This window comes from Labrys sp. HAY1-8F (assembly GCF_056754975.1).
Window position 1 is genome coordinate 3,321,009 of record NZ_JBPGWZ010000002.1, and the last position, 24,150, is coordinate 3,345,158.

A 24,150-nucleotide genomic window follows, 5' to 3' on the forward strand; every position below is an offset into this window, starting at 1 on the left:
CGCCGGAGGCCTTCGCTTTTCAGGACACCTCGTGTCATCGACGTCACCTCAGCCCGAAATCGGCAGTTTGCGCGTATCTTCACCCGGCTTCACCGGGCGCAATGCGGTCGCCATGGCTGCGGTACTGGTGTCCCTGCTCGCCTTGCTGCCGCTCGGCTTCGTGATCTTCATCACTCTTCAGACCGGTTGGCAGACCGTCTATGAACTGGTGGTGCGCCCGCGCGTCGGCGAATTGCTGGTCAATACCGTCCTGCTCGAGGCCGTCACCATCCCCATCGCCATCGTGCTGGCGGTGGCTCTCGCCTGGTTGACCGAGCGCAGCGACCTGCCGGGGGCGCGCATCTGGTCCTGGCTCGCGGTGGCGCCGCTCGGCGTGCCGGCCTTCGTGCATTCCTATGCCTGGATCAGCCTGGTGCCGGGCATGCGCGGCCTGTGGAGCGGTGTCCTCGTCTCGATCATGGCCTATCTGCCCTTCCTCTATCTGCCGGTGGCCGCCCAGATGCGGCGGCTCGACCCGGCACTCGAGGACGTGGCGGCGAGCCTGGGCCAGTCGCCCTCGCGCGTGTTCTTCCGGGTGATCCTGCCGCAATTGCGGCTGGCGATCTGCGGCGGTTCGCTGCTGGTCGGCCTGCATCTCCTCGCCGAATACGGCCTCTATGCCATGATCGAGTTCGACACCTTTTCGACCGCGATCGTCGACCAGTTCCAGTCGGCCTATAACGGCCCGGCCGCCAACATGCTCGCCGGCGTGCTGGTGCTCGCCTGCCTCGTGTTGCTGGGGCTGGAAAGCCGTCTGCGTGGCCAGGAGCGCTATGCCCGCGTCGGCTCCGGTGCTGCGCGCCCGGCAGCGCGCGCCCGGCTCGGGCGCGGTACCCTGCTCTGGCTGGCGCTGCCGCTCGGCCTCGCACTCCTCTCGCTTGGCGTGCCGCTGCTGACGCTCTCGCGCTGGCTCACTATCGGCGGCGCGGCGGCCTGGGCGTCCGGCGACATCGGCCAAGCCCTCGGCCAGACCCTCGGCCTCGCCTTGCTCGGCGGGGCCGCGACGACGCTGGCTGCCCTGCCGATGGCCTGGCTGTCGGTGCGCGCGCCCGGCCACCTGCAGAAGGTGCTGGAAGCCTGCCACTATTATGTCGGCTCACTCCCGGGCGTGGTGGTGGCGTTGGCGCTGGTGACGATCACCGTGCGGGTCGCCCTGCCGCTCTATCAGACCATGACGACCTTGCTGCTGGCCTATGGCCTGATGTTCCTGCCACGGGCCGTGGTCGGGCTGCGGGCCAGCCTGGCGCAGGCACCCATCGAGCTCGAACGGGCCGCGATGGCACTGGGGCGCCCGCCTCTCAAGGCGATCTGGCAGGTGACCATGCGCCTGTCGGCCCCGGGCGTCGCTGCAAGCATGGCGCTGGTCGCCCTCGGCATCACCACGGAGCTGACGGCGACCCTGATGCTGGCCCCCAACGGCACGGTCACCCTGTCGACGCGGTTCTGGTCGCTGACCAACGACATCGACTATGTGGCGGCGGCGCCCTTCGCGCTCCTGATGGTGCTGCTGTCGCTGCCTCTCACCCTCCTGCTTCACTATCAGTCCAGGCGATCGATCGGCCAATGAGTTTCCTGAGTATAGACAAGGCCGGCAAGCGCTATGGAGCCATGGTGGCGCTCGATGGCGTTAGCTTGGAGGTTGCGTCCGGCAGCCGCACCGCCATCGTCGGCCCCTCCGGATCCGGCAAGACCACGCTGCTCCGCCTGATCGCCGGTTTCGAGGGGCCGGATGCCGGCCGCATCGCCCTGAACGGTACCGTCCTGGCGGATGGCCCCGCCATCGTGCCCGCCCATCGCCGCGGCATCGGCTTCGTCACCCAGGACGGGGCGCTGTTTCCCCACCTCACCATCGCCGACAATATCGGTTTCGGCCTGGAACGGGGTGCCAGGGATCGGGACGAGCGTATCCGCGCCTTGATGCGCACCGTCGATCTAGATCCGCGCCTGCTGGAGCGCCGGCCGCACCAGCTTTCCGGCGGGCAGCAGCAGCGCGTGGCCCTGGCTCGGGCACTGGCGCGCCAGCCCAAGCTGATGCTGCTGGATGAGCCCTTCTCCGCCCTCGATACCGGCCTGCGCGAGGCGACCCGCAAGGCGGTGGCAGCCCTGCTGCAGGAGGCCGGCGTCACCACCATCCTCGTCACCCACGACCAGACCGAGGCGCTGTCCTTCGCCGACCAGGTCGCCGTGCTGCGCGAGGGCCGGCTGGTGCAGGCCGGTGCACCTCACGATCTCTACCGCCGGCCGTGCGATCGCGAGACGGCGCTGTTTCTGGGCGAGGCTATCCTGCTGAAGGGGGAGGCCGGGGTCGGCTGGGTCGATTGCGTGCTCGGCCGGCTCGCTGCCGGCACGCATGGCCGGCGCGGCGATGTCGAGTTGATGCTGCGCCCCGAGCAGGTCAAGTTCACGCCGAGCACGGACGAGGCCGCGCAGGGCTGTTTTGCAAGCGTGGTGGACGTGGAATTCGGCGGTGCTCTGCGGGCCGTGACGGTGCAACTGGCCGATGGCAATCGGCTTCGCATCACCGGCACCGGCCTCGATCTGCCGCCGACCGGCACGCGCGTGCGCCTGAGCGTGGCGGGGCCGGCCCATGTTTTCGAAGCATAGAGGGATGCTGCCGCGGCAGCTTCCGTTGTGACACTGCCGTGACGGAAGGGGCTTCCGTCAGTGTTTCCCGTGAAACCGGCATCATATTCTTGTGATCTTCGGGTTGAAACGCATCCGCGTTCCGCATAAGGCTGCAGTCTGATCGGGGTCTGGAGGCATCCTGCGCCAGAACCTGCCTTACAGGATGTGATCTACGATGCGTATCGAAGCGATCTCGACCGGACGCAATCCGCCGCATGAGGTGAATGTCATCGTCGAAGTTCCCGTCGGCGGCGAGCCCATCAAGTATGAGATGGACAAGGATTCCGGCGCGCTCGTGGTCGATCGCTTCCTCTACACGCCGATGCGCTACCCCGGCAATTACGGCTTCGTTCCGCACACGCTGTCCGATGATGGCGATCCCATCGACGTCTTGATTGCCAACCAGCGCGGCATCATCCCCGGCGCCGTGATCGCGGTGCGTCCTGTCGGTGTCCTGAAGATGAGCGACGAATCCGGCGGCGACGAGAAGATCATCGCCGTGCCCGTGTCGCGGCTGACCCGCCGCTACGAGAAGGTGCACAACTATACCGACCTGCCGGAGATCACCCTCAAGCAGATCGAGCACTTCTTCGAGCACTACAAGGATCTCGAGAAGAACAAGTGGGTCAAGGTCGAGGGCTGGGGCGACGCCAAGGAAGCGGAGGCGATGATCCTCGCAGCCATCGAACGCTACAAGGCGAGCAACAAGGGCTGAGGCTGCCCTTTGCGTGGGTTGGACGGCGAGCGCGGTCGTTCGCCCCCAATGCCGGACAGCCTGCGCTGGGCGCCGTCATTTCACGGCGCCCATGGTCAGCCCCTGCACCACGAAGCGTTGGCCGAAGAACATCAACACTACGGCAGGGATGGTCGACAGCACCGAGGCGGCGGCCATCTGGCCATATTGCACCTCGAACTGCTGGGCGAAGCGGGCGACGGCGACCGGTACCGTCGCCGTCGATCGATCGGTCAGTGTCAGCGCCACCGAGAATTCGTTCCACGAAAACACGAAAGCCAGCACGCCCGCCGCGATCAGGCCGGGCGTCGTCAGCGGCAGCAGGATCCGCCAGAAGGCGTCGATCTGCCGGCAGCCGTCCACGCGAGCAGCGTCCTCGAGCTCCTGCGGCAATTCCCGGAAATAGGCCATCATCATCCAGATCGTCATCGGCAGATTGAGGGTGATGTGGGTCAGCACCAGGGCCGTCAGCGAGCCTGCCAGCCCGACTTGGCGGAAGATCAGGTACCAGGGCCCGACCAGGGTCAGCGTCGGCAGCATGTTGAAGATCAGCGTCCAGCCCAGGAACAATCTGGAGATCCAGGGCTTCACGGTCAGCCGGGTCAGCGCATAGGCGGCCAGCGTGCCGATCACCAGCACTGAGACCGTGGAGGTCGCGGCGACGATGAGGCTGTTGAGGATGTTGGCGGGAAAGTCCGAGCGCCGCGAATAGAGCACGTCGGCGTAGTTGAACCCGTTCGGTGCGAACAGCCAGCTTCCACGCAGAATATCGATCTCGTTCTTCAGCGACTGCAGTGCGATCCACAGGAAGGGGGCGATCGTGATGAAGACGCCAAGGGCGATCAGGCCGTAGCCGATGGCGCGGGAGTTGCCGCGAAGCTCCAGCATCAGCGCGCTTCCATGGCTTTTCCGGCACGCCGGCTGATCCAGATGAAGCAGAGCAGCGCCAGGATGATCGCCAGCGACAGCATCGAGCCGTAGCCGAGTTGGTTCTCCTGGAAATAGACCTTGTAGAGATGGAGGCTCACCACCTCGGTGGCATTGCCGGGGCCGCCCGAGGTGAGCAGGAACACCTGGTCGAACACCTTGAAGGCCATGATGATGCGAAACAGCGCGGCCACCAGCAGTGGCGGCCAGATCAAGGGCACGATGATCCGGGTGACGATGTCCCAATTGCCCGCGCCATCCAGCCTGGCGGCATCGACGATATCCTTCGAAATGCCCTCGACCGAGGCGAACAGGATGAGGAAGACGAAGGGCGTCCAATGCCAGACGTCGACGATGATCACCGAGATCAAAGCGAGGGAGCTCGATCCAAGCCAGTTGATCGGCTGCAGGCCAATGGCGGTTACGGCCTGGTTCAGCACGCCGAAGTCGAGATTGTACATCAGCTTCCACATCGAGCCGATGGCCACGGGCGGCATCAGGACGGGCAGGATGAGCACCGTTCGCACCAGCCCCTTCAGGCCGCTTAGCGACGAGACCAGGATGGCCAGTGCCAGCCCGATCAGCATTTCCAGGCAGACGGCCGCCACGGCAAAGACGACGGTGTTGAGCAGGGCTCGCCGGAAGACTTCATCTCCAGCGAGTTGGCGCAGATTATCCAGAGGCCGGAAGGTCCAGATTTCCCGCGCCTGTTCGAAGCGGATGTCGGCAAACGCCATCGCCATCAGGTTGAGCACGGGATAGATCGTCAGGGCCAGCAGGACCAGCATGGCCGGTCCCAGCATGAACCAGGCGAGGTGGCGGTCGACGAAATCGGACACACTTTCCCCTTTCAGAATGGCGGCACCGTTGTCACGGCAACCGGCTTCCTCCCGTTCCCTGTGCGATTGTCGGGGTCATTCCGGCAAGGGTGGCAGCATGCCGGTCTTGCGGCCGTTCTTCTCGAAGAGGGCTTTCATGTCCCGGGCGATCTGGTTGAGGGCGGCGGCCGAACTCATTTCCCCGACCAGAGCCTGGTTGATGCGCAGGCCGACATTGTTGCTGATGGTCGTGCCTTCCGCATAGAAGAAGACTTGTCGGCCATATTTCAGCGAATCCTGATAGGCCGGCATCCAGCGAAATTCCGGCCGGTTCCTGAGGTCGGAGGAGAGCACGTCGCTGCGCACCGGAATGCCGCCCGCCTCGGCATAGGCATATTGCGCCTCATAGGTCAGGAACCATTTGGCGAAGGCCACCGCGCCCTTCCTGCCGGCTTCCGAGGCATTGGCGGGCACTCCCAGAATGAGGTTGCCGATGGCGATGCCGGGTTCCGCTTCGGCGTTCGCCTTGGGCAGGACGGCCGCATCGATCTGGCCTGTAACGGCGGATTTGCGCGGATCGTCGAAATTGGGGAAGGCTGCGACCACGGCATGTCCCTGCATGCCCTTGCCTGTTTGCATGAGCTGGATGACGTCGCCCTGGCCCAGGCTCGCGTAATTGGCGGGGCCGCAATTGCGGCTGATCTCGATGAACTTGTCGAGTGCCAGCTTGGCCTGCGGGCTGTTGATCGTCACCGTGTAGTCGCCATGGGCGGGATCGGCTTCGGCCTTGGCGCCATAGCTGAGCATATAGGCCATCCAGTCATAGAAGATGCCATTGCCCTTCTCGCCGCGCTGCAAATAGCCGTAGGCGGCCGGCGGATTGTGCAGCAGCTTGCAGTCGGCGAGCACCTCGTCGAAGGTTGCCGGCGGCTTGAGGCCCTTCTCCTTGAAGACGTCGCTGCGGTAGTAATAGAGCTGGACATTGCCGTTGGGCGAAAAGCCCATCACCTTGCCCGTGCTGCAATCAGGATATCGCTTTCCGGCGTCCCAGCAATTGCTGTCGCCATAGGTGTAGGCTTCCTTCGGCCATTTGAAATCGGGATCGATATCCGTGAACGGCGTGAGAAAGCCGCCTTCATAGAACTCCACCGCCGAAAGGCCGTTCATGTTCACCAGATCGAGCGGGCTGGTGCCACCGTTGCGCACGGCCGAGCGAGCCTTTTCCAGCATGCCGTCAAACGGCGTAACCTCGAGATTGACCACGTTACCAGTCTGGTCCTCGTACAGTTCGACGGCCTTTTCAAAGCCCTTGTACCAGGGCGAGGCATTGATCAGAACCGTGATCGGCACCTGTTTGCCAACCTCCGCGAAGGGGGCCTCGGCCTTCGCCACGCCTGTGGCTGATATCGACATGCACAGGGCGGCGAGGATCGCGGGATTGGCATGCCGATGGCTCATTCGAGTTCTCCCTTGTCCGATACTCCGACCGCTCGGCCGGGAGTCTGCCGCCAGGCTCCGCCCATAACCGGAATTGGCCCCGCTCCGGATTGCACGATAGGTACTGCCGCCAAGCTTGGAAAATGATATTGAGTGCATCTATCCATAACTTTTGGGAATGGCATGGATCGCAATCTCAAGGCTTTCCTCGCGGTGGCGCGGGAGGGCAATCTCACGGCGGCAGCCGAAAAGATCGGCCTGTCGCAACCGGCCCTCACCAAGACCATTCGCCGGCTGGAACTCGAATTCGGCAGCCAGATCTTCCACCGCACCACGCGCGGCATGGAACTCACAGTCGCCGGCCGCAAACTGCTCGAGCGCGCGCGGGCGATCGAAACCCATCATCGTCACGCCCGCGAGGAGATCAGGGCGCTCGGCAAGGGCAGCGTCGAGATGTTCACCATCGCGGCGGGCATGTCCTATCAGATGGCGATCGCTCCGGACCTGGTGAAAAGGCTGAGTCTGGAATTTCCGCAGACACGGTTCACCCTCGACTACAACCTCGCCGATACGACCTTTCCGCAATTGCTGGAGGGGCGCGTGGACCTGCTGCTCGGCATCCTGCGCGGCGAACCGCCGGAGGGCATCGAGACCCGGCAATTGTTCAATGTCGAGATGTGCGTCTATTGCTGCGGCGACGACCCGCTGGCTCAGTCGGACAGCGTGGCCGCCCGAGACCTCAGTGATCGCCGCTGGATCGTCTACAAGCGCGACGGCACCGTGGTCGAACGCCTGAAGACCTATTTCCGCGACAGGCGCCTGCGCTCGCCCGAGATCGTCATGGAGGTGGAGACCCTGGCGGCAAGCTTCCGGATCATCAGCGGCACCTCCTACTTCACCTTGGCGCCGGTGCAGGTCGAGGCGATGGCCAAAGCTGCCGGCCTGAAAAAGCTCCTGTTCGAAGACCCGTTCTGGCGCTTTGCCTCGGGCGCCTGCTTTCGTCGTTCGACCAGCGAGTTTCCGATCCTCACCCGCTCGCTCGACCTGCTTGAGCAACTGGTGGGCGAGCAGGGGACACTGGCGTGAACGGGGCCTGCGGGTAGTCGCGATATTCCGTCAGGTTATGGTGGGGGTGAGTTAATATCATTTTTCGGGTCTGAATCGAGTCGCTAAACCATCCAGACGGTGCTCGCCTTCTTCACTCTTCGAGGGCGAAAGCGGACGAATTGGAGCGGGACCTAGATGAAAAAGCCGAATGTCGTGGTCTTCTTCACGGACCAGCAACGCCACGATACCACGGGCGTGCACGGCAATCCGATGGGCCTCACCCCCCATTTCGACCGGCTCGCCCGGGCGGGGACGCATCTCTACAATTCCTTTACCAGCCAGCCGCTGTGCGGGCCGGCGCGCTCCTCGATGCAAACTGGGCGCTTCGCCACGCAGACCGGCGTGTTCCGCAACGGCATTCCCCTGCCTGACGACGCCGTCACCATCGCCAGGGAATTTGCTCGCAACGGTTATGACACCGCCTATATCGGCAAGTGGCATCTGGGCGACACCGATCCCGTGCCCAAGCATGAGCGTGGCGGCTACCAGAACTGGCTCGCGGCCAATCTTTTGGAATTCGTGTCCGATGCCTATGATGCGGTGCTGTTCGATACCGAAGACCGCCGCCGCAAACTGCCGGGATACCGGATCGATGCCCTGACCGATGCCGCCATCCGCTATTGCGACGACCATCAGGACAAGCCCTTCTTCCTGTTCGTCTCGTTCCTGGAGCCGCATCACCAGAACCATGTCGACGACTATCCCCCGCCCGACGGCTACCGGGAGGCCATGGCTGCCAGCCAGTGGACGCCGCCGGATCTCGTCGGCCTCCAGGGCAGCAGCGCCTGGCACCTGAGTGGTTATTACGGCATGGTGAAACGCCTCGACGAGGCTTTCGGTCGGCTCATCGATGCCCTGAAGAGCCTGGACATGCTCGACGACACCATCGTGATGTTCACCTCCGACCATGCCTGCCATTTCAAGACGCGCAACAGCGAGTATAAACGCTCCTGCCATGAGAGCGCGATCCGCGTGCCGAGCATGATCACCGGGCCGGGCTTCATGTCGGGCGGACAGGTCCGGGCCCTGTTCAGCACCATCGACGTTGCCCCGACCCTGCTCGATGCCGCCGGCCTCGACATACCCGCCGCGATGGCGGGCCGGTCGATCATGCCGGTCATCCGGGATGCCCGGCAGCCCTGGCGGCAGGATATCCTCGTCCAGATCAGCGAGACGGAGACAGGGCGGGCCCTGCGTACGCAGCGCTGGAAATATGGCGTGACCTCCGACTACGACCAGGGAGCTCCCCGCTCGGACGTCTATCGCGAAAGCTATCTCTACGACCTCGAAAACGACCCCTATGAGATGGTGAACCTCGTCGGCATGACGGCCTTCCGCGGCATATCGGACGATTTGAAGGCCCGCCTGCTCGCCTGGATAGCCGAGGTCGAGGAGGGGCACACGCCTGAGATCCTCGACGCGCCCGACCGCTACTCCCGCCAGTACCGGCTGAAGCCGCAGGATCTGATCGGCTTTGCCGACCCCGAGCGGGACGTCGATCCGGTCAAGCCTTGACGGGACCCGACGCGCCCTCCTCCTGCGCCATCACAGCCAGATAGGCTGCCTGCAATTCGGCCAGGACCGAGCGGGCTGGCACGGGCGTGCCCAGATGCAGGGCCCGCAATTCCTCCATGAACGCCTCCCACAGTGGCGGGCCGCCTTCCTCCAGCAATTGCGCGCGGATCGACAGACGACGTGAAGCCGGCGTGTGCCGGCGGCCCCAGGCGCCCATCTGCGCCAGCAGTGGCACCAACTGGATGGACGGCTCCGTCAGGCTGTAGATCGCCTTCTGCTTGTGGCTGGGGTCGTCTCGACGGCTGAGCAGGCCGCTTTCGACAAGACGTTTCAACCGGTCGGCCAGGATGTTGGAGGCGATCTTTTCCTCCGACTGGGTCAGGAGTTCGCGATAATGCCGCCGGTTGCCGAACATCACATCGCGAATGACGATCAGGCTCCAGCGGTCGCCCAGCATTTCCAGCGTCAGATTGATCGGGCATCCCGACCGGTAGGCCGTATTCATCATCGCACTCCCAAGCAGGGGCCTCTTGATCGAGCCCAGGGCGCAATCAAGAGGAACCTGCAAGATATCAAATAGTTCAGAGTTTCCCGGCGAGCCCCATTCAAGCGCCTCACTGGGAAACTCTGCTTGAAGCAGAGCGCACTCGCGGCTGAACGCCCGTTCGCTCCAACTTCTTGTTTCCAACCCGATCCAACGGATTGGCGGAAGAGCCTTTACGATTTCGGGTGATACCATCCATCGTAAAATGGCTTGACCGCTTGCAAAATAGGAGTAGTTGAGCTAGAAGGCAACTGATTGCATATAACAACTGGTATTCCTGGGAGGAATGACGATGACCAAACTGGTCCTGGCGATGTTCACGAGTCTGGATGGTTATATCGAGGGCCCGAACGGCTTTGTGCCGCCGGCGTGGTCGGGTGATTTGGAAACCCATTGGTCCGGCCATGCCCTGGAGCGGGCCGGCCATCTCGTCTATGGCCGCACCAATTTCCTGTTCAACAAGGAATTCTGGGCGCCGGCCGAGACCGATCCCGCCAGCCCCGCCGCCGGTATTCCCCATGCCGCGGTGATGAACCGCCTGCCCAAGACGGTGGTCTCCTCCACTTTGTCCGGCGCTCCCGGCTGGAACGCCGCCCTGGCGGGAGCGGATCTCGCCGCCGCGATCGGGAGGCTGAAATCGAGCCTCGGAGACAAGGACATCTATTGCTTCGGCGGCGCCGGCGTCGCCAACAGCCTCATCAGCCTCGATCTCGTCGACGAATATCGCCTGATGGTGACGCCGGTGATCTTCGGGGATGGCAAGCGCCTGTTCGAGCCAGGCCTGCCCAAGCTCGGGTTGGAGCTGATCGAGAACCGCCCGCTCGACACCGGCGCCGTCATCCTGCACTACCGGCGCCAGCGCAACTGAGGCATAGGCCTCAGCCGATGGTCGCAAGGTCCACATTGGCGCCGCAGACGAGCACGCCGACGCGCTCGCCCGGTGCCGGGCGGTAGGCGCCGCCGACCAGGGCCGCCAGGGCGGTGGCGCCGCCGGGTTCGAGGGCGAGGCGGGCATCGGCCCAGGCGCGCTTCTGCGCTTCCACGATGGCACTGTCCGGCACGGTGATGGCCTCGCCGACATGGCGGCTGGCGACGGCATAGACCTTGGCGCCGCAATTGCGGGCGCCGAGCGAATCCGCTGCCACGCTCTCCACGCCGACATCGACAGGGCCGCCGGCCTCCAGCGCCGCCTTGAGGCATTGCGAGCCTTCCGGCTCCACCGAGACGACCTTGACCCTGCCGGCGAACCAGGCCGCGATACCCGCGATCAGGCCACCGCCGCCGGTGGCGACCAGGACGGTATCGAGCGCCCCACCCGCCTGTTCCTCCCATTCCAGCCCGAGCGTACCCTGGCCGGCAATGGTCTCCCAGGCATCGAAGGCGTGCACCGAGAGCGCGCCGGTCTCGGCGATATAGCGTTCGCAGGCGGCGAGAGCATCGGCATAGCGCTCGCCGCCAATATCGAGATCGGCCCCGCGGGCGCGGATCGCCGCGATCTTGGCCGGGCTGGAGATCACCGGGACGAAGATGCGGGCCTTGTGGCCGAGAGCACGGGCGGCGTGAGCAACCGCGATGCCGTGATTGCCGCCCGAGGCAGCGGCGACCCCGGCCGCCGGCACGTCGCGCGACAGCAGGTTGTTGAAGGCGCCGCGCGGCTTGAACGAGCCGGCATGCTGCAGGAATTCGAGCTTGAGCTGTACGCCATGGTCGAGGCCGAAGGTTCCCGCCTGGGTGTCGAGAAGTGGCGTGCGGCGAATATGGGAGGCGACGCGCTGATAGGCGGCGCGAATATCGTTCTGGTCAATCATTTGAAGCTCGTCAGGCGGGGGCGTCGGTGCGGATTCGGGGCAATGGCCGGCGCACACCTGTACGACTCGGCCGCCACGATGCGTGGGAGACCGGAAGATAGGGAGGATTGTCGCAGGAGAAAAGCGCCGCGAGCAAAATGCGATTTCTCTGAATCGCACTTTTTCTCCAACTTTTTGTTTTCACGGGTTTTCTCAATCGAAAAGTCCATCAACTTTTCTGGGAAACGCCTTGGGCTGGATGGGAATCAAAAACAGAGGGTCACGGCTTGTGCAGGGCAGCACCGAGAATGGCTCCCGGCCTGCCGGCAGCATTGGCCTGTACCAACACGGCGAAACTGTCGGCCCCCGGGGCGCTGGTCACGTCCGGCTTCAGCGTTACCGTGGCGACACTGCCATCATAATCGGCGACTTTGCGGAAGCAGCGCACGACATTGGAATAGGTCACCGTCTTGCCGGTATTCTCGCCGCGCTCGATCTTGACTTCCGCGCTCGTCTCGATGGGCACCACCCAGACCTCGCCCTTGTGGACGCTTTTGCCCAGCGAGATGCTGTAGGCGCCGTTCTTGCCGGAAATGGCGACGGGAACGCTGAGGACGCTGGGATGGGTGGCGGCCATCTCGATGGCCCGGCGAACTTCCTCGCCATTGGAACCGACAGCGTGCTGCACGCCATCCACCACGATCTGCGGGGTATAGACGGCCCTGTCGCCGCGTGCCTCCGAATAGGCGCGCTGGCGGCGGGTGAAGGTGTTGTCGGCCAGCGTGTCCTTCCAGCCGACATAGTCCCAGTAATCGACCGGTAGGGACAGTGCGATGACGCTGGGATCACGGGAGAGTTCACCCATCATCTTGTCGGCCGGCGGGCATGAGGAGCAGCCCTGGCTGGTGAACAGCTCCACCACGGCCCGCGGCTGCGCCATCGCCGGGCCGCTCGCGGCCAGCAACAACAGCGCTGCAACCAGGTTTCGCCGCATCGATCTCGTCCAGGCCTAAAGCGCCTTGCAATCTGGCCGAACTGCCGAGAATCGCAAAGACGGGTTGAAACAGGGAGTGCGGGCAGGGCGCATTCTTGCTGAAAAGTGCCTTGCTCCGGTGAGAAACACCCGCAAGCCATAGCCCATCGAAGATGAACGGGCGAGTAACACAGTGGTGAGAAGGCGGCACCTCCGCGATTCGTGAAGGGGTGTGATATCGAGCGATTTCGCCCGTGTCCTCCAGAGCAAAGCGCATTCAGCTGTGAACGCTTGTGGGCGCTCGCTCCTTGGTTCCAAGCCAATCCTACCGATTGGCTGGAGCGACATGGCGAGTTGACGTAAGGCAATTAAATCACAAAACGCCTGAGCATAGTGCGATTAGCGTTTTCTCGGGATGTTTCGTGGCCTTTCCTGGTAAATCTTCGAATGGAATGGCATGATTGCCCCATGTGGGCGTACAAATTCATTTCCGATCTCACGCAACGGGTCACCGAGCATGACGATTACGCGCTGGCGAGCCATATGGCGCTGTCCCTGCTCACGGCGATGTTTCCCTTCCTGATCTTCGTGGCGTCCCTGGCCGGCGTGCTCGGCACCGCCGACCTGCAGAACGAGATCGTGCGACTGCTGTTCGAAACCTGGCCGCATGAAGTTTCCGAGCCGATCGCCCGCGAGGTCACCAGGGTACTGGGCACGGCGCGCCCCGGCCTGCTCACCGTCAGTGCCATCGTGGCGGTGGTGCTGGCCAGCAATGGCGTCGAGGCCATCCGCGTCGGCATCAATCGGGCCTATGGCCTGGTCGAGATGCGGTCCTTCTGGTGGTGCCGGCTGCAGAGCCTGTTCTTCGTGTTGCTGGCCTCGCTCGCCCTGGTCACTCTCGCTCTGCTGGTGGTGCTGTGGCCAGTGATATGGCAGGCGGCGGTCAGCTTCACGCCGGTGCTGGCACCGCTGCAGGCGCTGATCGAGATCGCCCGCTATGGCATCACCACGGCGGTGCTCGGCGGTGCCATCATCCTGGTACATCTGTTCCTGGTGGCGAGCCGCCCTTCGCTCGGCGTGATCTGGCCAGGCGTGCTGATCACCATGGGGCTCTGGCTCGCCGGCGGCTACGCCTTCAGCATCTATATCAGCGACTTTGCCGCCTACTCCAAGCTCTACGCGGGCCTGGGCAGCGTCTTCGCGGCGTTGTTCTTCCTGTGGCTGGTGGCGCTGGCGTTCCTGCTCGGGGCGGAGATCAACGCCATCCTGGCCGAGCGGCGCCACAAACGCGTTCACGCCGCGTCGTAATGCATGATGTAGAGCTTGCGGGTGGTCTCGTGGATGGTCCACTCGCCCTTCCAGCCCTTGGGCAGGACCAGGGCCTCGCCGGCCCGCACCTCGCGGGTCTGGCCGCCCGCGTCATGCAGCGATACCCGCCCCGACACGATATGGCAGGTTTCCGAATTGCGCTCGCGCGAGGCGGTGAAGCGGCCCGGCGTGCATTCCCATACGCCGACTTCCATCAGGCCGTCCTCGGACTTCCACAGGGTTTTTGCCGCTTCGACCTGCCCTTCGCTGAGGGTGGTGGGCTTGGGTCCGAAGGGACCGAGGTCGAGGGAGGTGAGATCGGCGAAAGTCCGGCTGTCGATCATGGTCATTCCAATCGAGGCGCGTTGAAGCAAATGAAACCCGGGCTTGTCAGCGCCCGGTGATCTTGTTGGCGAAGGTCGCGAGGCGCGAGGTCTGCTTGAGGCCTGCCGACTCGCGCCGGTCGGCCATGTGATAGAGCTGGTACATCGAGTGGATGCCGAGCCAGCGGAAGGGTTCCGGCTCCCATTCCCGCACGGAGCGGTTGACCCAGGGCAGCCGGGTCAGCGGGGTGTCACGCTCCAGGATCAGGTCGGCCAGCGTGCGGCCGGACAAATTGGAGGTGGAGACGCCGAGGCCGACATAGCCGCCGGCCCAGCCGATGCCGTTCTTGCGATCGAGGCCGACGGTGGTGCACCAGTCGCGCGGCACGCCGAGCACGCCGCACCAGGCATGCTCCATCTTGAGGCCCTTGGTCTGGGGCAGATGCCGCATCAGGATGGCGTAGAGCTGCGCGATGGTCTGATCCTGCGTCTGCCCGCGCACGTCGGTGGCCGAGCCGTAGCGATAGGGCACGCCGCGCCCGCCCATGGCGATGCGGCCTTCACGGGTACGCTGGGCATAGCAATAGCCATGGGTGGCATCGCCCAGGAGCTCGTAGCCGTTCCAGCCGATCCGGCTCCATTGCTCCTCGCTGAGGGGCTCGGTCATCAGGATGGCGCTGTTCATCGGGATCCACAGGCGCTCGAAGCCGGGAATGCCGGCGGTGAAACCCTCCGTCGCCCTGATGATGATCGGCGCACGCACGGTGCCGCGCTTGGTGGTCACCGCCCCCTTCTCGATACCGACGACCTCGGTCTGCTCGTAAATGGAGACGCCCAGGCGCTCGACCACGGCGGCGAGGCCCCGCACCAGCTTGGCCGGCTGCACGCGGGCGGTGTCGTGATGCACCAGGGCGCCTTCGACATTGTGGATCTCGATGCGCTTGCGCATCTCATCGCGGCCGATCAGGCTGATGCGCGCATCGGGGACGCTCCAGCCCTTCTCATACTCGTAGGACTGGCGGATGCGGCCGAGCTGGGCTTGGTTGACCGCCACCGTCAGCGTGTCGTTGCGGCGGACATCGGCGTCGATGCCCTCACGCTCGGTGACGGCGATCACCTCGTTCACCGAGCCGTGCATCGCCGCTTCCATGTCGACGACCGCGCCACGCGAGGACGTCTTCAGATATTTCTCGCGCGACCAGCCAAAGCCCCCCGAGAGCCAGCCGCCATTGCGCCCGGAGGCGCCGAAACCGGCGAATTCCTTCTCGACCACGATGATGTTGAGCTCGGGATTGGCCTTCTTCAAATAGTAGGACGTCCACAGCCCGGTGAAGCCGCCGCCGACGATGCAGACATCGGCGCTGCGGTCGCCCGGCAGCGCCGGGCGATAACCGGGCACGCCGCCGATATCGGCATACCAGAACGAAATGTTGCCGTTGACTTTGACGTCCATGATGGGGGGCTCGCGTAAAAGAGATGCAATATGGCGGTGCGGAGGTGACGCTTACCCCCTTGATGGCGAGGGTAAAGGTTGGCGCTGTTCGTTTAAGTCAGGGTCAGGTCGGCGCGCTCGTCGTCGGCCAGCAGCTTGGCATCACCGCTCGCCCAGCAAAGGTCGACCGCCTCGCCGATGACAAAGGGCCGACTTTCCAGCGGGGCGCGCACGATCGCGACCGAGCCATCGGCCAGCACTACCTGGTATTTGGAGCTGGAGCCGAGATAGATCGCTTCGCTGACCTGGCCGGAAAGGCTGTTGCGGCCGTCGCGCGCACCGGTGGCCGCCGGCGCGAGCGAGAGTTTCTCCGGCCGCAGCAGCATCACCGGCTGCCGGCCATCCGCGAGCCTTTCCTGCGAGACCACCTTCTGCCCGGCAATGGTGAGGCAGGTCTCGTTGCCGGAGGTTTCCACGGCCCCGCGCAAGGTGGTGGATTCGCCGATGAACTTGCCGACGAACAGGGTGGCCGGCTCGTCATAGAGTTCGCGCCCGGTGCCGACCTGCTCGATGCGTCCATGGTTGAACACGGCGATGCGGTCCGACAGCACCAGGGCTTCTTCCTGGTCGTGAGTGACGTAGACGAAGGTGGTGCCGAGTTCGCGATGGATGCGCTTGATCTCAAGCTGCAGCCATTCGCGCAGCTTCTTGTCGAGCGCACCGAGCGGCTCGTCCATCAGCAATAGCGGCGGGTCGAACACGATGGCGCGGGCCAGCGCCACGCGCTGCTGCTGGCCGCCGGAAAGTTCGCTGGGATAGCGGTGGGCGAAATCGGCCATCTTGACCATGTCGAGGGCGTGGCGGACGCGAGCGTCGCGTTCGCCCTTGGGAATGCCGCGCAAGGCGAGGGGATAGGCGACGTTCTTGCCGACTGTCATGTGCGGGAACAGGGCGTAATGCTGGAAGACCACGCCGATATTGCGCTTGTGCGCCGGCAGGCCGCTGATGTCCTCGCCGCCGACGGCGAGCGTGCCGCTGGAGAGCTCGGTGAAGCCTGCCACCACATTGAGCGTGGTCGTCTTGCCCGAGCCGCTGGGGCCGAGCAGCGTCATGAACTCGCCGGGCTCGATATGGAGGCTGACATCGTCGAGCGCAGTGAAGTTGCCATAATGCTTGCTGGCATTGCGAATATCGATGGCGGCGCCGGCCGCGCCCTGAGGGGAGCCGGCAGGAGTAGCGATGGCGGCTGCGGCGTTGGACATCTCAGCTCCTCTTCGATCGCGCGCCGAGGAGAAGGCCGGCGGCGATCAGCAATGTCGTGGCAAGGAAGACGATGGTTCCCACCGCGGCGACCGTGGGGTCGGCGTCGCGGGTGATGGAGGTGAAGATCTGCACCGGCAGCGTCTTCAGATAGGGATTGGTGATGAACAGCGCGACGATGATCTCGTCGAAGGAGGTCACGAAGGCAAAGAGCAGGCCCGACAGGATGCCGGGCGCGATCAGCGGCAGCGTGATGGTGCGGAAGGTGGTGAAACGGTTGGCGCCGAGGCTGGCTGCCGCCTTTTCGAGCCTGACGTCGAACATTTCGAGACTGGCCGAGACGGCGATCAGCACGAAGGGAATCGCCAGCATGGTATGGGCGATGACGAAGCCGAGATCCGTGCCGACCAGCTTGTAGGTGAGGTAGACCGAATAGATCCCCACCGCCAGCACCACGCCCGGCACCACCATCGGCGTGATCAGCAGCGCGCGCAGGATGCCTCCCCCTGCATGCTTCATGCGGCTGAGGCCGAGGGCGGCGAGCGTGCCGATCAGCGTGGCGATGATGGCGACGATGGTGGCGATGCGTAGCGAATTGAAGAAGCTGGACGACCAGTCCGGATTGGTGAGGAAGTTCTCGTACCACTGCCAGGAGAAGCCCGATGGCGGGAAGGCCAGCGACTTGTTCTGGTTGAACGACATTGGAATGATCACCAAAGTCGGCAACACCAGCCAGAGCGCGATCAAGAGGCAGAACAAAGCGAGGAAGAGACGCAGCGGTTTCATCGTCAGCTCCTCGAGGCCTGCTTGTGGCGCTGGCGCATCAAAGGCGCGGCGATGGCGAGCAGCAGGAAGGTCGCCACCAGCAGGATCACGCCCATCGCCCCGCCACGGCCCCAGGCCAGCAGGCTCAACACCTGGTTCTGCACCAAAGTGGAGAGCATGGTGCTGCGCGGCCCGCCCAGCAAAGCCGGGGTGATGTAGAAGCCGAGCGACAGGATGAAGACGATGATGGCGCCGGCGAAGACACCGGGCAGCGACAAGGGCAGGTAGATCTGCCAGAAGGCACGGACCGGGTTGGCACCGAGGCTGCGCGCCGCCTGGATCAGGCGCAGGTCGATGCTGCGCATCACCGAATAGAGCGGCAGGATCATGAAGGGCAGCAGCACCTGCGCCATGCCGATGACGACGCCGAGCGGGGTGCGGATCAGCTTGATGCCGTCGAGGCCGAGCGCCTGTAGGGCCGTGTTGATCACGCCGGAATCCTGCAGCAGCACGACCCAGGCGAGCGTGCGCACCACGCCGCTGACCCAGAAGGGCACCAGCACGCACAGAATGAGCACCAGCCGCCATCTCGGCCCGACCGCCGTCATCAGATAGGCATAGGGATAGGCCGCGACCACGCAGACCAGGGTGACCCAGGCGGCAATGGAGAAGGTGCGCGCCAGCACGGTCAGGTTCGCCGGGGTGGAAAAGAACCAGACATAGTTCTGCAGGCCCCAGCTCGGCTCGGCAAAGCTGCGCACCACCACCGTCAGCAAGGGATAGCCCATGGCGAGGATCAGCAGCAGCACCGCCGGGACCGTCAGCAACGACGGATAGGCAGAAAGCGGCCTCAACCTGCGTTGCCGGGCGATGGCCATGGAGGATTGCATTGTGTCAGTCACGCGCAAAAGCTCCGCTTTGGCTGGGTATGCCTACAAGGAAGGGCGCGCATACAAGTTGTGTGCGCTGCCTCGCGAAGCGAGGTCGGGAAGGGTGGGGCGGGCAGCACCCCAAGCAAAACAAGATTGCACCACGGGTATGCAGACCTTCAAATGACGCTGCGCTGCCCGCCACACCCCATCCGCCCAAACTCCGTTTGGGCACCTTCCCCAGCTTCGTGGGGAAGGCTGGTCGCGCTTCTCTGGGCAGGGTTTAAAGATCCCTTCGCTCAATTGCCTGCCAGCAGCGAGCCCCATTTCTCGTTCAGGGCCTGGAAATTCTCGGTCCAGAAGGCCGTGTTGAAGCCATAGCCCTGCTTGACGCGTTCGGGCGTGTTGGTGAGGAAGGCCTGCACCTGCGCGTCGACCTCGGGCTTGGCCTCGTTGTTGACCGGGGAATAGGAGGTCTTCTGGGTCAGGGCCTCCTGCGCGCTCTTGCCGAGATAGGCGTTGATCAGCGCATGGGCGGCGGCGGGATCCTTGACCCCGACCGGGATGGCGAGCTGGTCCTTGACCACCAGCCAGTCCTGCCAGACGGGGGTGTATTTGGCGCCGTTCTTGACGGCGGTCATGGCGCGTCCCGTCCACATCAGCAGCATGTCGATCTCGCCGGACTCGGCGAGCTGCTGGGATTCGGCGCCGGTTTTCCAGAACACGGTATCGGGCCCGAGGGCCTTGATCCGGGCGATGGACTTGTCGATATCCTCGGGCGTCATCTTGTCCACGGGATGGCCGTCGGCCAGCAGCGCCTGCTCGAGCAGGCCGACCGGCGGGTCGCCGCTGCCGTCGATGCCGCGCGTGCCCGGGAAATTCTTGGTGTCGAAGAAGTCCTTCCAGTTCTTGGGCGGATGGTCCTTGAACTTGTCGGTCTTGTACATCAGCACGATGCCGTAATTCATGGCCGGCACGCTGCAGGGACCGACCTGGCCGGGCGGAATGTGCGAGACGTCGATCTTGGTGAAGTCGAGCTTCTGGAAGTACTTGCCGCAATAGGCGAAGGGCGCGAGATCGCCGGTGTCGACGACGTCCCAGGTGACGTTGCCCGATTCGATCTGGGCCTGGAGCTTGGCGAGCTCGGTCGGCCCGTCGTTCAGGAGCTTGACGCCGGACTTTTCGGCGAATTCCTTCAGCGCCGCGTTCTGGCCGTCCTGGTAGATGCCGCCATAGGAGACGAAAGTCAGCGTCTTGTCCTTCAGCGAGCCCTCCCCGATGGTGCCGGCCGGCGGTGCGCTCTGGGCCTGCACGCCCGATGCCGCCAGCAGAGTGAAGGCGGCGCCGGCCAGGCCGGCACAAATCGCTTTGGCGCAAGATAGTCGGGCAAATGCCGTTGCAGTTGTCATCCCATTATCCCTCTGGAGACTCGCTTGTTTGTTGTGGCGACCCGGATGCGAGCGATTTCCGGATCACATATTGGTCGAGATCGGCGGCGCCGCTGGTCGGCGGGGAGATGATCCACACCACCTCGGCCGGCGTGTCGCCGATGTTCGCCGTCTTGTGCGGCGTCGAGGACGAATATTCGATGCTGTCACCCGCCTCGAGGATGAAGCTCTCCTGGCCGAGCGTCAGTTGCAGGCGCCCGCGCAGCACCAGGAACATCTCGTGGGAATTGCCATGGGTATAGGGCAGGTCGCCGGTGGAGCCGCCGACGTCGAACTCGCCGGAATAGACTTCGAGGTCACGGAGCGGGCGCCGGGACAGCAAGGTCTTGTGGCAGCCGCCGCTGGCCGGCAGGGCCGGACGTTCGGAGCGGGAGACGACCTTGTGCGGCAAAGCCTCACCCTCGTCGAAGAGGTCGGCGACATTGATGCCGAGGGCGTTGGCGATCCCCATCAGCGTGGAGGTATTGGCGCCGGAAAGGCCACGCTCGAGCTGAGAGAGGAAGCTGGCGGTGGTGCCGGTGAGGTCGCCGAGCTCGCGCAGGGTCAGCCGGCGCGCGGTGCGGAAGGCCTTGACGCGCTGGCCCAGGACGCTGGAGCGCCGCGCTTCCAGATTGGGCGCGGCACCGCTGTCGGCATTGTGATCGTCGGCGCGCTTCATCAGGGCCTCGGCAGATTCACTTAACAAGTCATAAAGTGAATTGCCGTACTTAACAAGCCTTAAAGTGAAAGCGAGAACTGGTCTCCAGGCCGGCCCATTTCAAGGTGTCGGTCTGCAAGTCCCGGTAGAGTGGTGCGACCCCTCATCCGCCTGCCGGCACCTCTAGTCAACTCAAGGGAGTTGACGACACCCGCAAGGGGAGAAGGGGATTTATTTTCGAAGGTGTAGCGCTCGCCATTTGCCTTCTCCCCTTGCGGGACCCGGCACTTCCTTTGGAAGTGCCTTGGGTGGCGCGAAGCGCCGGATGAGGGGTCACGCCGCCCGATCCCAGCATGTCTCGATTGTTCGAGAGCCCTTGAAAGGGCCGCCATTAAGACCGGCCCCAATCGTTATCGCATCAATTCCCCGTGGCCGGCTGGCCGAGCTTGATCACCTCCGCCTTGCCCGGCTCGGTGACGATGTGGTCGAGCGCCGGCGGCTTGTCGCTGTGCAGGAGATCGCTGGTGGGTGCGCCCGTCTTGATGAAGGCCTCGATGTCGGCGGCGACGGCATCCGGCGCCCCCCATTGCACATTATGGCCGATATCGCTGACCTGCGCCCCGGAAGCCGGCAGGGGAATCACGCCATAGCGCTTCCAGTAGGCGGGGATGCCCTTGGCCTTGGCTGCTTCGCCGAGGGATTGCTTCAGCCAGGCCTGGTCGGCCTCCAGGAAGATGCTGTCCTGCGTCGCCCAGAGCACCAGCACGGGTACGGAGAAGCTTTTCAGCCGTTCGGTGTTGTCGGTGGCCAGCAGCGCCTTGCTGGCGCCGATCCAGGTGCCGAGCCGGACATTGGCGGTCTCCGGCACATAGGGCTTGAGGAAAGCGGGATCGGCCGCCGGATCGACCACCCAGTTCTTGGCGATCCAGTCCTCGGCCTTGGGATCGGCCTTCAGCGGGGTGAGCATGTAGAAGCCGGCGGGATATTTCCAGCCCTTGGCCTCCAGGGCCTTCTTCCAGGAGCCCTCCACCGGCTCCTTGAGCACGTAGTCGCGCAGGGCGACATTGTCGACGCCCTTGGTGGAGCTCGCCACCAGCACGGCGCGCTCGACCAACTCGGGGTGCTCCAGGGCGACTTCCTGGGTGACGAAACTGCCGAGCGAATGACCGGCCAGCGTCGCCTTGGCGATCTTCTTGGCCTTCATGAAGGCGACGATGTCGCCGGCGAAATCGCTGGTCCGGAAGCACTTTTCCGGCGCGAGCGAACAAGCGGTGCGGGGTGGCATCGAGGTCTGGCCGTGGCCGCGCAGGTCCATGGCAAGGATGTGCAGGCCGGGGTCGCGCTTGTGCAGCGCCGCCATCGTCGTCGACCAGGAGCGGATATTGTCGGTGAGGCCGTGGATGAGGAGTACCGCCGGCCCGTCCTTCGGCCCGGTCTCGACATAGGCCATGGTGATGCCGCCGGGCAGCTTCACCTTGCAGCGCCCGGCCGCCAGATCCTCGCAGCCCTTGGCGCTGGCGGGCGCCGCGGCGCCCATCGCGAGGCCGAGGGCCAGGGGCAGAGCGAGCACGCCCACCTTGGTGAGACGGATGAAAGGGTTCAGCATGCGGTTCCTCCTCCGGCAGGATTTTGGGGGGAACTATAGCGCTGGAAGATTGCCGGGCAATTGCCCGATGGCGACATCCAGCGACTCCTGGGAGCGCGGACATCCTGTCCGCTCTTGGAAGCGCCGAGCTTGCGAAAAGAAGAGCGGACATCGCAACATGCAAGCATGCCACTGTGAGGTCCGCGCTCCCAGGCAACACCCATACGGGTCTCACATCGCCGGCACGCCGGTCGCCGGAATCGCCCCGCCGGTGACCACACCGCCCTCCGGCGAGAGCAGGAAGGCGATCAATCGTGCGATCGCTTCCGGTGCCACCCAGGTGCTGGTATCGGCCTTGGGCATGGCCGCACGGTTCGGCGGCGTGTCGATCACCCCGGGCAGCACGCAATTGGCGGTGATGCCGTCCTTGCGATATTCCTCGGCAATGGCCTCCGTCAGCCGCAGCAGCGCCGCCTTGGAGGCGGCATAGGCGGCCATCCCCGCCGACGCCTTCTGCCCGGCCAGCGCCGCCACATGCACGATGCGGCCCTGGCGCGCCGTCTGCATCGCCGGCAGCACCGCGGCGCTGATGGCGAGCGCCGTGCGGGCATTGCCGGTGAGCATCGCATCCCATTGCGCAAGGGCCTTGGCGACCGGCGCCATAGCGAAGCCGCCCACCGTGTTGGCCAGCCCGCCCACCGCCCCGAACCGCTCGACGGCCTTGGCCACCGCCGCTTCGCAAGCCTCCTGCGAGGTCATGTCCGTCCCGGCGATCGACAGCACCTGGGTGTCCGAGGGCAGCGAGGCGACCAGCGCCTCGAGCTTGTCCGCCGAGCGTTCCATCAGGACCAGCGGGGCGCTGCCCTCGGCAAGCTCGCGCACCACCGCAGCCCCGAGATTGCCGGCGGCGCCGGTGACGATGATGGCGGGGGACGAGGACATGGCGGGCACTCCCTAGTGTGATTGGACCAGGAGAGTGTCACGGGCGGGAGCGGGAGGGAAGGGCGAGGATTGCGGCGCGCGCAACTGATCGCAGCGGCACACCCGTCAGCATGAAGTGGAAGTGGTGCCCCTAGCCGGAATCGAACCAGCACTCCTTGCGGAATCCGATTTTGAGTCGGACGCGTCTACCAGTTCCGCCATAGGGGCAACGCGGGCGGCACTATAGCGAGGGATGGGGCGGCGTCAATCCGCGATTGCGGGCTTTTTCCGGGTGCACGGGCGTCGCGCCCGTTCTTGGAAGCGCCGAGCATGCTGAGAAGAAAGAACGGGCGCGACGCCCGCGCAGCCGGGATCACCCGCTTGCCAGCCCATGGATGTTGCCGTCGGGATCCCGGAACCAGGCGAGTTCGAGGTCGCCGGTGCGGTGGATGTCGCCGTCGAGCGTGGTGCCCGGGATCTCGTAATGCTCGAAGGCGACGCCCTTGGCCTTGAGCGCCTCGACCAGGCTGATCATGTCGTCCCCCACCACCCAGGTCACGGCGGTGGCGTGGTTGGTGCCGGCATTGGCCGAGGCGTAGACCAGCACGATCGATGGGCCGGCCTTGTAGGCGATGGCGCTGCCGGCATGCTCGAAGGCGATCTCCAGCCCCACCAGCTCCTCGTAGAAACGCCGGGCCGTGGCGAGATCGCGCACGGGCAAAGTGGCGACGGCGAGCTTGTCTCCCAGCATGGCGGTGCCTCCGGATCGTTCCTCTTGCCGGCCCGTACCGCTCGGCGTCGAAAACCGGCGCAGCCGTCCGGCGCAAGGACTGCCCGATCAGAATAAGCCCGGCCGGGCGCGTTGGCACGCGCTTTCCTGCGGAAACGCTTCGCGATTTGGTGCAATCGCCGGGAAGCGCAAAGGCCCCAGGCAATCCGCTGGATCGGTTGGGAAACGGGGAGCTGGAGCAAAACGACTGCCCAGCTGTGAACGTGCTTTGCTCGAGGTGAACACGATGTCATCTTGCCGAATCAGCTGCATTTCCGCCGCATTGGCTCCTAATCCTCGCGGGCTGGCGGGCGCTGCCCGCAAGCCG

23 protein-coding genes and 1 tRNA gene are annotated in these 24,150 nt (G+C 64.6%); 7 read left to right on the forward strand and 17 right to left on the reverse strand.

The window, feature by feature from the left end:
* Positions 1 to 112 precede the first annotated feature (112 nt).
* The 3 genes from ACR9ZN_RS24410 (at position 113) to ppa (ending at position 3,379) form a co-directional block, all read left to right on the forward strand.
* On the forward strand, positions 113 to 1,606 hold the full coding sequence (locus ACR9ZN_RS24410) for an ABC transporter permease (protein ID WP_481274392.1): 1,494 nt from the start codon (positions 113 to 115) through the stop codon (positions 1,604 to 1,606).
* Positions 1,603 to 2,643 (forward strand): ABC transporter ATP-binding protein, encoded by a 1,041-nt coding sequence (locus ACR9ZN_RS24415; RefSeq protein ID WP_481273417.1) that lies wholly within the window; start codon positions 1,603 to 1,605, stop codon positions 2,641 to 2,643. The genes ACR9ZN_RS24410 and ACR9ZN_RS24415 overlap by 4 nt, the downstream gene beginning before the upstream one ends.
* Positions 2,644 to 2,839: 196 nt before the next feature.
* Positions 2,840 to 3,379, forward strand: coding sequence for an inorganic diphosphatase (ppa, locus tag ACR9ZN_RS24420; protein WP_434959009.1), 540 nt, complete (start codon positions 2,840 to 2,842; stop codon positions 3,377 to 3,379).
* 75 nt (positions 3,380 to 3,454) lie between these two features.
* Here ppa and ACR9ZN_RS24425 read toward each other — a convergent pair whose 3' ends face one another.
* The 3 genes from ACR9ZN_RS24425 to ACR9ZN_RS24435 all read right to left on the reverse strand — a co-directional run bounded on the left by ACR9ZN_RS24425 (position 3,455) and on the right by ACR9ZN_RS24435 (position 6,600).
* Positions 3,455 to 4,285 (reverse strand): carbohydrate ABC transporter permease, encoded by an 831-nt coding sequence (locus ACR9ZN_RS24425; protein ID WP_441772135.1) that lies wholly within the window; start codon positions 4,283 to 4,285, stop codon positions 3,455 to 3,457.
* Positions 4,285 to 5,163 (reverse strand): carbohydrate ABC transporter permease, encoded by an 879-nt coding sequence (locus ACR9ZN_RS24430; RefSeq protein ID WP_434959011.1) that lies wholly within the window; start codon positions 5,161 to 5,163, stop codon positions 4,285 to 4,287. The genes ACR9ZN_RS24425 and ACR9ZN_RS24430 overlap by 1 nt, the downstream gene beginning before the upstream one ends.
* Positions 5,164 to 5,238: 75 nt before the next feature.
* On the reverse strand, positions 5,239 to 6,600 hold the full coding sequence (locus tag ACR9ZN_RS24435) for an ABC transporter substrate-binding protein (protein ID WP_454811702.1): 1,362 nt from the start codon (positions 6,598 to 6,600) through the stop codon (positions 5,239 to 5,241).
* Between the two features lie 162 nt (positions 6,601 to 6,762).
* Here ACR9ZN_RS24435 and ACR9ZN_RS24440 point away from each other — a divergent pair, with 162 nt between their 5' ends.
* Together ACR9ZN_RS24440 and ACR9ZN_RS24445 are read left to right on the forward strand one after the other, a co-directional pair.
* Positions 6,763 to 7,665 (forward strand): LysR family transcriptional regulator, encoded by a 903-nt coding sequence (locus ACR9ZN_RS24440; RefSeq protein WP_454811704.1) that lies wholly within the window; start codon positions 6,763 to 6,765, stop codon positions 7,663 to 7,665.
* A gap of 156 nt (positions 7,666 to 7,821) precedes the next feature.
* Positions 7,822 to 9,201 (forward strand): sulfatase family protein, encoded by a 1,380-nt coding sequence (locus tag ACR9ZN_RS24445; protein ID WP_454811706.1) that lies wholly within the window; start codon positions 7,822 to 7,824, stop codon positions 9,199 to 9,201.
* Here ACR9ZN_RS24445 and ACR9ZN_RS24450 read toward each other — a convergent pair.
* Positions 9,191 to 9,706, reverse strand: a complete 516-nt coding sequence (locus ACR9ZN_RS24450) for a winged helix-turn-helix transcriptional regulator (protein WP_454816633.1) — start codon at positions 9,704 to 9,706, stop codon at positions 9,191 to 9,193. The two genes, ACR9ZN_RS24445 and ACR9ZN_RS24450, sit on opposite strands and share 11 nt — an antisense overlap.
* A gap of 331 nt (positions 9,707 to 10,037) precedes the next feature.
* Between ACR9ZN_RS24450 and ACR9ZN_RS24455 the strand changes: the two genes are divergently transcribed.
* A complete protein-coding gene (locus tag ACR9ZN_RS24455) occupies positions 10,038 to 10,613 on the forward strand; it encodes a dihydrofolate reductase family protein (protein WP_454811708.1) in 576 nt (191 codons plus the stop codon).
* 10 nt (positions 10,614 to 10,623) lie between these two features.
* Here the strand turns inward: ACR9ZN_RS24455 and ACR9ZN_RS24460 are convergent, their stop codons facing one another.
* Together ACR9ZN_RS24460 and ACR9ZN_RS24465 are read right to left on the reverse strand one after the other, a co-directional pair.
* Complete coding sequence (locus ACR9ZN_RS24460) at positions 10,624 to 11,553, reverse strand: threonine/serine dehydratase (RefSeq protein ID WP_454811710.1); 930 nt, start codon at positions 11,551 to 11,553, stop codon at positions 10,624 to 10,626.
* A 259-nt stretch (positions 11,554 to 11,812) separates the two neighbouring features.
* Positions 11,813 to 12,526, reverse strand: a complete 714-nt coding sequence (locus ACR9ZN_RS24465; RefSeq protein WP_434959017.1) for a DUF1223 domain-containing protein — start codon at positions 12,524 to 12,526, stop codon at positions 11,813 to 11,815.
* A 447-nt stretch (positions 12,527 to 12,973) separates the two neighbouring features.
* Between ACR9ZN_RS24465 and ACR9ZN_RS24470 the strand changes: the two genes are divergently transcribed.
* Positions 12,974 to 13,813: a YihY/virulence factor BrkB family protein gene (locus ACR9ZN_RS24470; protein WP_454811714.1), complete on the forward strand. Its 840-nt coding sequence runs from the start codon at positions 12,974 to 12,976 to the stop codon at positions 13,811 to 13,813.
* On the opposite strand, the gene ACR9ZN_RS24475 is transcribed toward ACR9ZN_RS24470, so the two are convergent.
* From ACR9ZN_RS24475 to ACR9ZN_RS24525, 11 genes are all read right to left on the reverse strand, one after another.
* Positions 13,798 to 14,157, reverse strand: coding sequence for a cupin domain-containing protein (locus ACR9ZN_RS24475; RefSeq protein ID WP_322432494.1), 360 nt, complete (start codon positions 14,155 to 14,157; stop codon positions 13,798 to 13,800). The genes ACR9ZN_RS24470 and ACR9ZN_RS24475 overlap by 16 nt on opposite strands.
* Before the next feature lie 46 nt (positions 14,158 to 14,203).
* Entirely contained in the window at positions 14,204 to 15,589 is a 1,386-nt protein-coding gene (locus tag ACR9ZN_RS24480) for an NAD(P)/FAD-dependent oxidoreductase (RefSeq protein WP_481273422.1), read from the reverse strand.
* A gap of 92 nt (positions 15,590 to 15,681) precedes the next feature.
* The gene (locus ACR9ZN_RS24485; RefSeq protein ID WP_454811718.1) at positions 15,682 to 16,830 is read right to left on the reverse strand and encodes an ABC transporter ATP-binding protein; all 1,149 of its coding nucleotides are present in this window, start codon (positions 16,828 to 16,830) and stop codon (positions 15,682 to 15,684) included.
* A gap of 1 nt (position 16,831) precedes the next feature.
* Positions 16,832 to 17,620 carry an ABC transporter permease gene (locus ACR9ZN_RS24490; RefSeq protein WP_454816635.1) on the reverse strand — a complete coding sequence of 263 codons (789 nt, stop codon included), beginning with the start codon at positions 17,618 to 17,620 and terminating at the stop codon, positions 16,832 to 16,834.
* Positions 17,617 to 18,471: an ABC transporter permease gene (locus tag ACR9ZN_RS24495; protein ID WP_454816637.1), complete on the reverse strand. Its 855-nt coding sequence runs from the start codon at positions 18,469 to 18,471 to the stop codon at positions 17,617 to 17,619. The genes ACR9ZN_RS24490 and ACR9ZN_RS24495 overlap by 4 nt, the downstream gene beginning before the upstream one ends.
* A 290-nt stretch (positions 18,472 to 18,761) precedes the next feature.
* Positions 18,762 to 19,871, reverse strand: a complete 1,110-nt coding sequence (locus ACR9ZN_RS24500; protein ID WP_434959021.1) for an extracellular solute-binding protein — start codon at positions 19,869 to 19,871, stop codon at positions 18,762 to 18,764.
* 4 nt (positions 19,872 to 19,875) lie between these two features.
* Positions 19,876 to 20,568, reverse strand: coding sequence for a helix-turn-helix domain-containing protein (locus ACR9ZN_RS24505; RefSeq protein WP_434959022.1), 693 nt, complete (start codon positions 20,566 to 20,568; stop codon positions 19,876 to 19,878).
* A gap of 397 nt (positions 20,569 to 20,965) precedes the next feature.
* Positions 20,966 to 22,153, reverse strand: a complete 1,188-nt coding sequence (locus ACR9ZN_RS24510; protein ID WP_481273423.1) for an alpha/beta fold hydrolase — start codon at positions 22,151 to 22,153, stop codon at positions 20,966 to 20,968.
* A gap of 210 nt (positions 22,154 to 22,363) precedes the next feature.
* Entirely contained in the window at positions 22,364 to 23,074 is a 711-nt protein-coding gene (locus tag ACR9ZN_RS24515; protein WP_481273424.1) for an SDR family NAD(P)-dependent oxidoreductase, read from the reverse strand.
* Between the two features lie 122 nt (positions 23,075 to 23,196).
* Positions 23,197 to 23,281, reverse strand: a tRNA-Leu gene (locus tag ACR9ZN_RS24520).
* Positions 23,282 to 23,426: 145 nt separating this feature from the next.
* Positions 23,427 to 23,804 carry a VOC family protein gene (locus ACR9ZN_RS24525; protein ID WP_454811725.1) on the reverse strand — a complete coding sequence of 126 codons (378 nt, stop codon included), beginning with the start codon at positions 23,802 to 23,804 and terminating at the stop codon, positions 23,427 to 23,429.
* Positions 23,805 to 24,150: the final 346 nt, after the last annotated feature.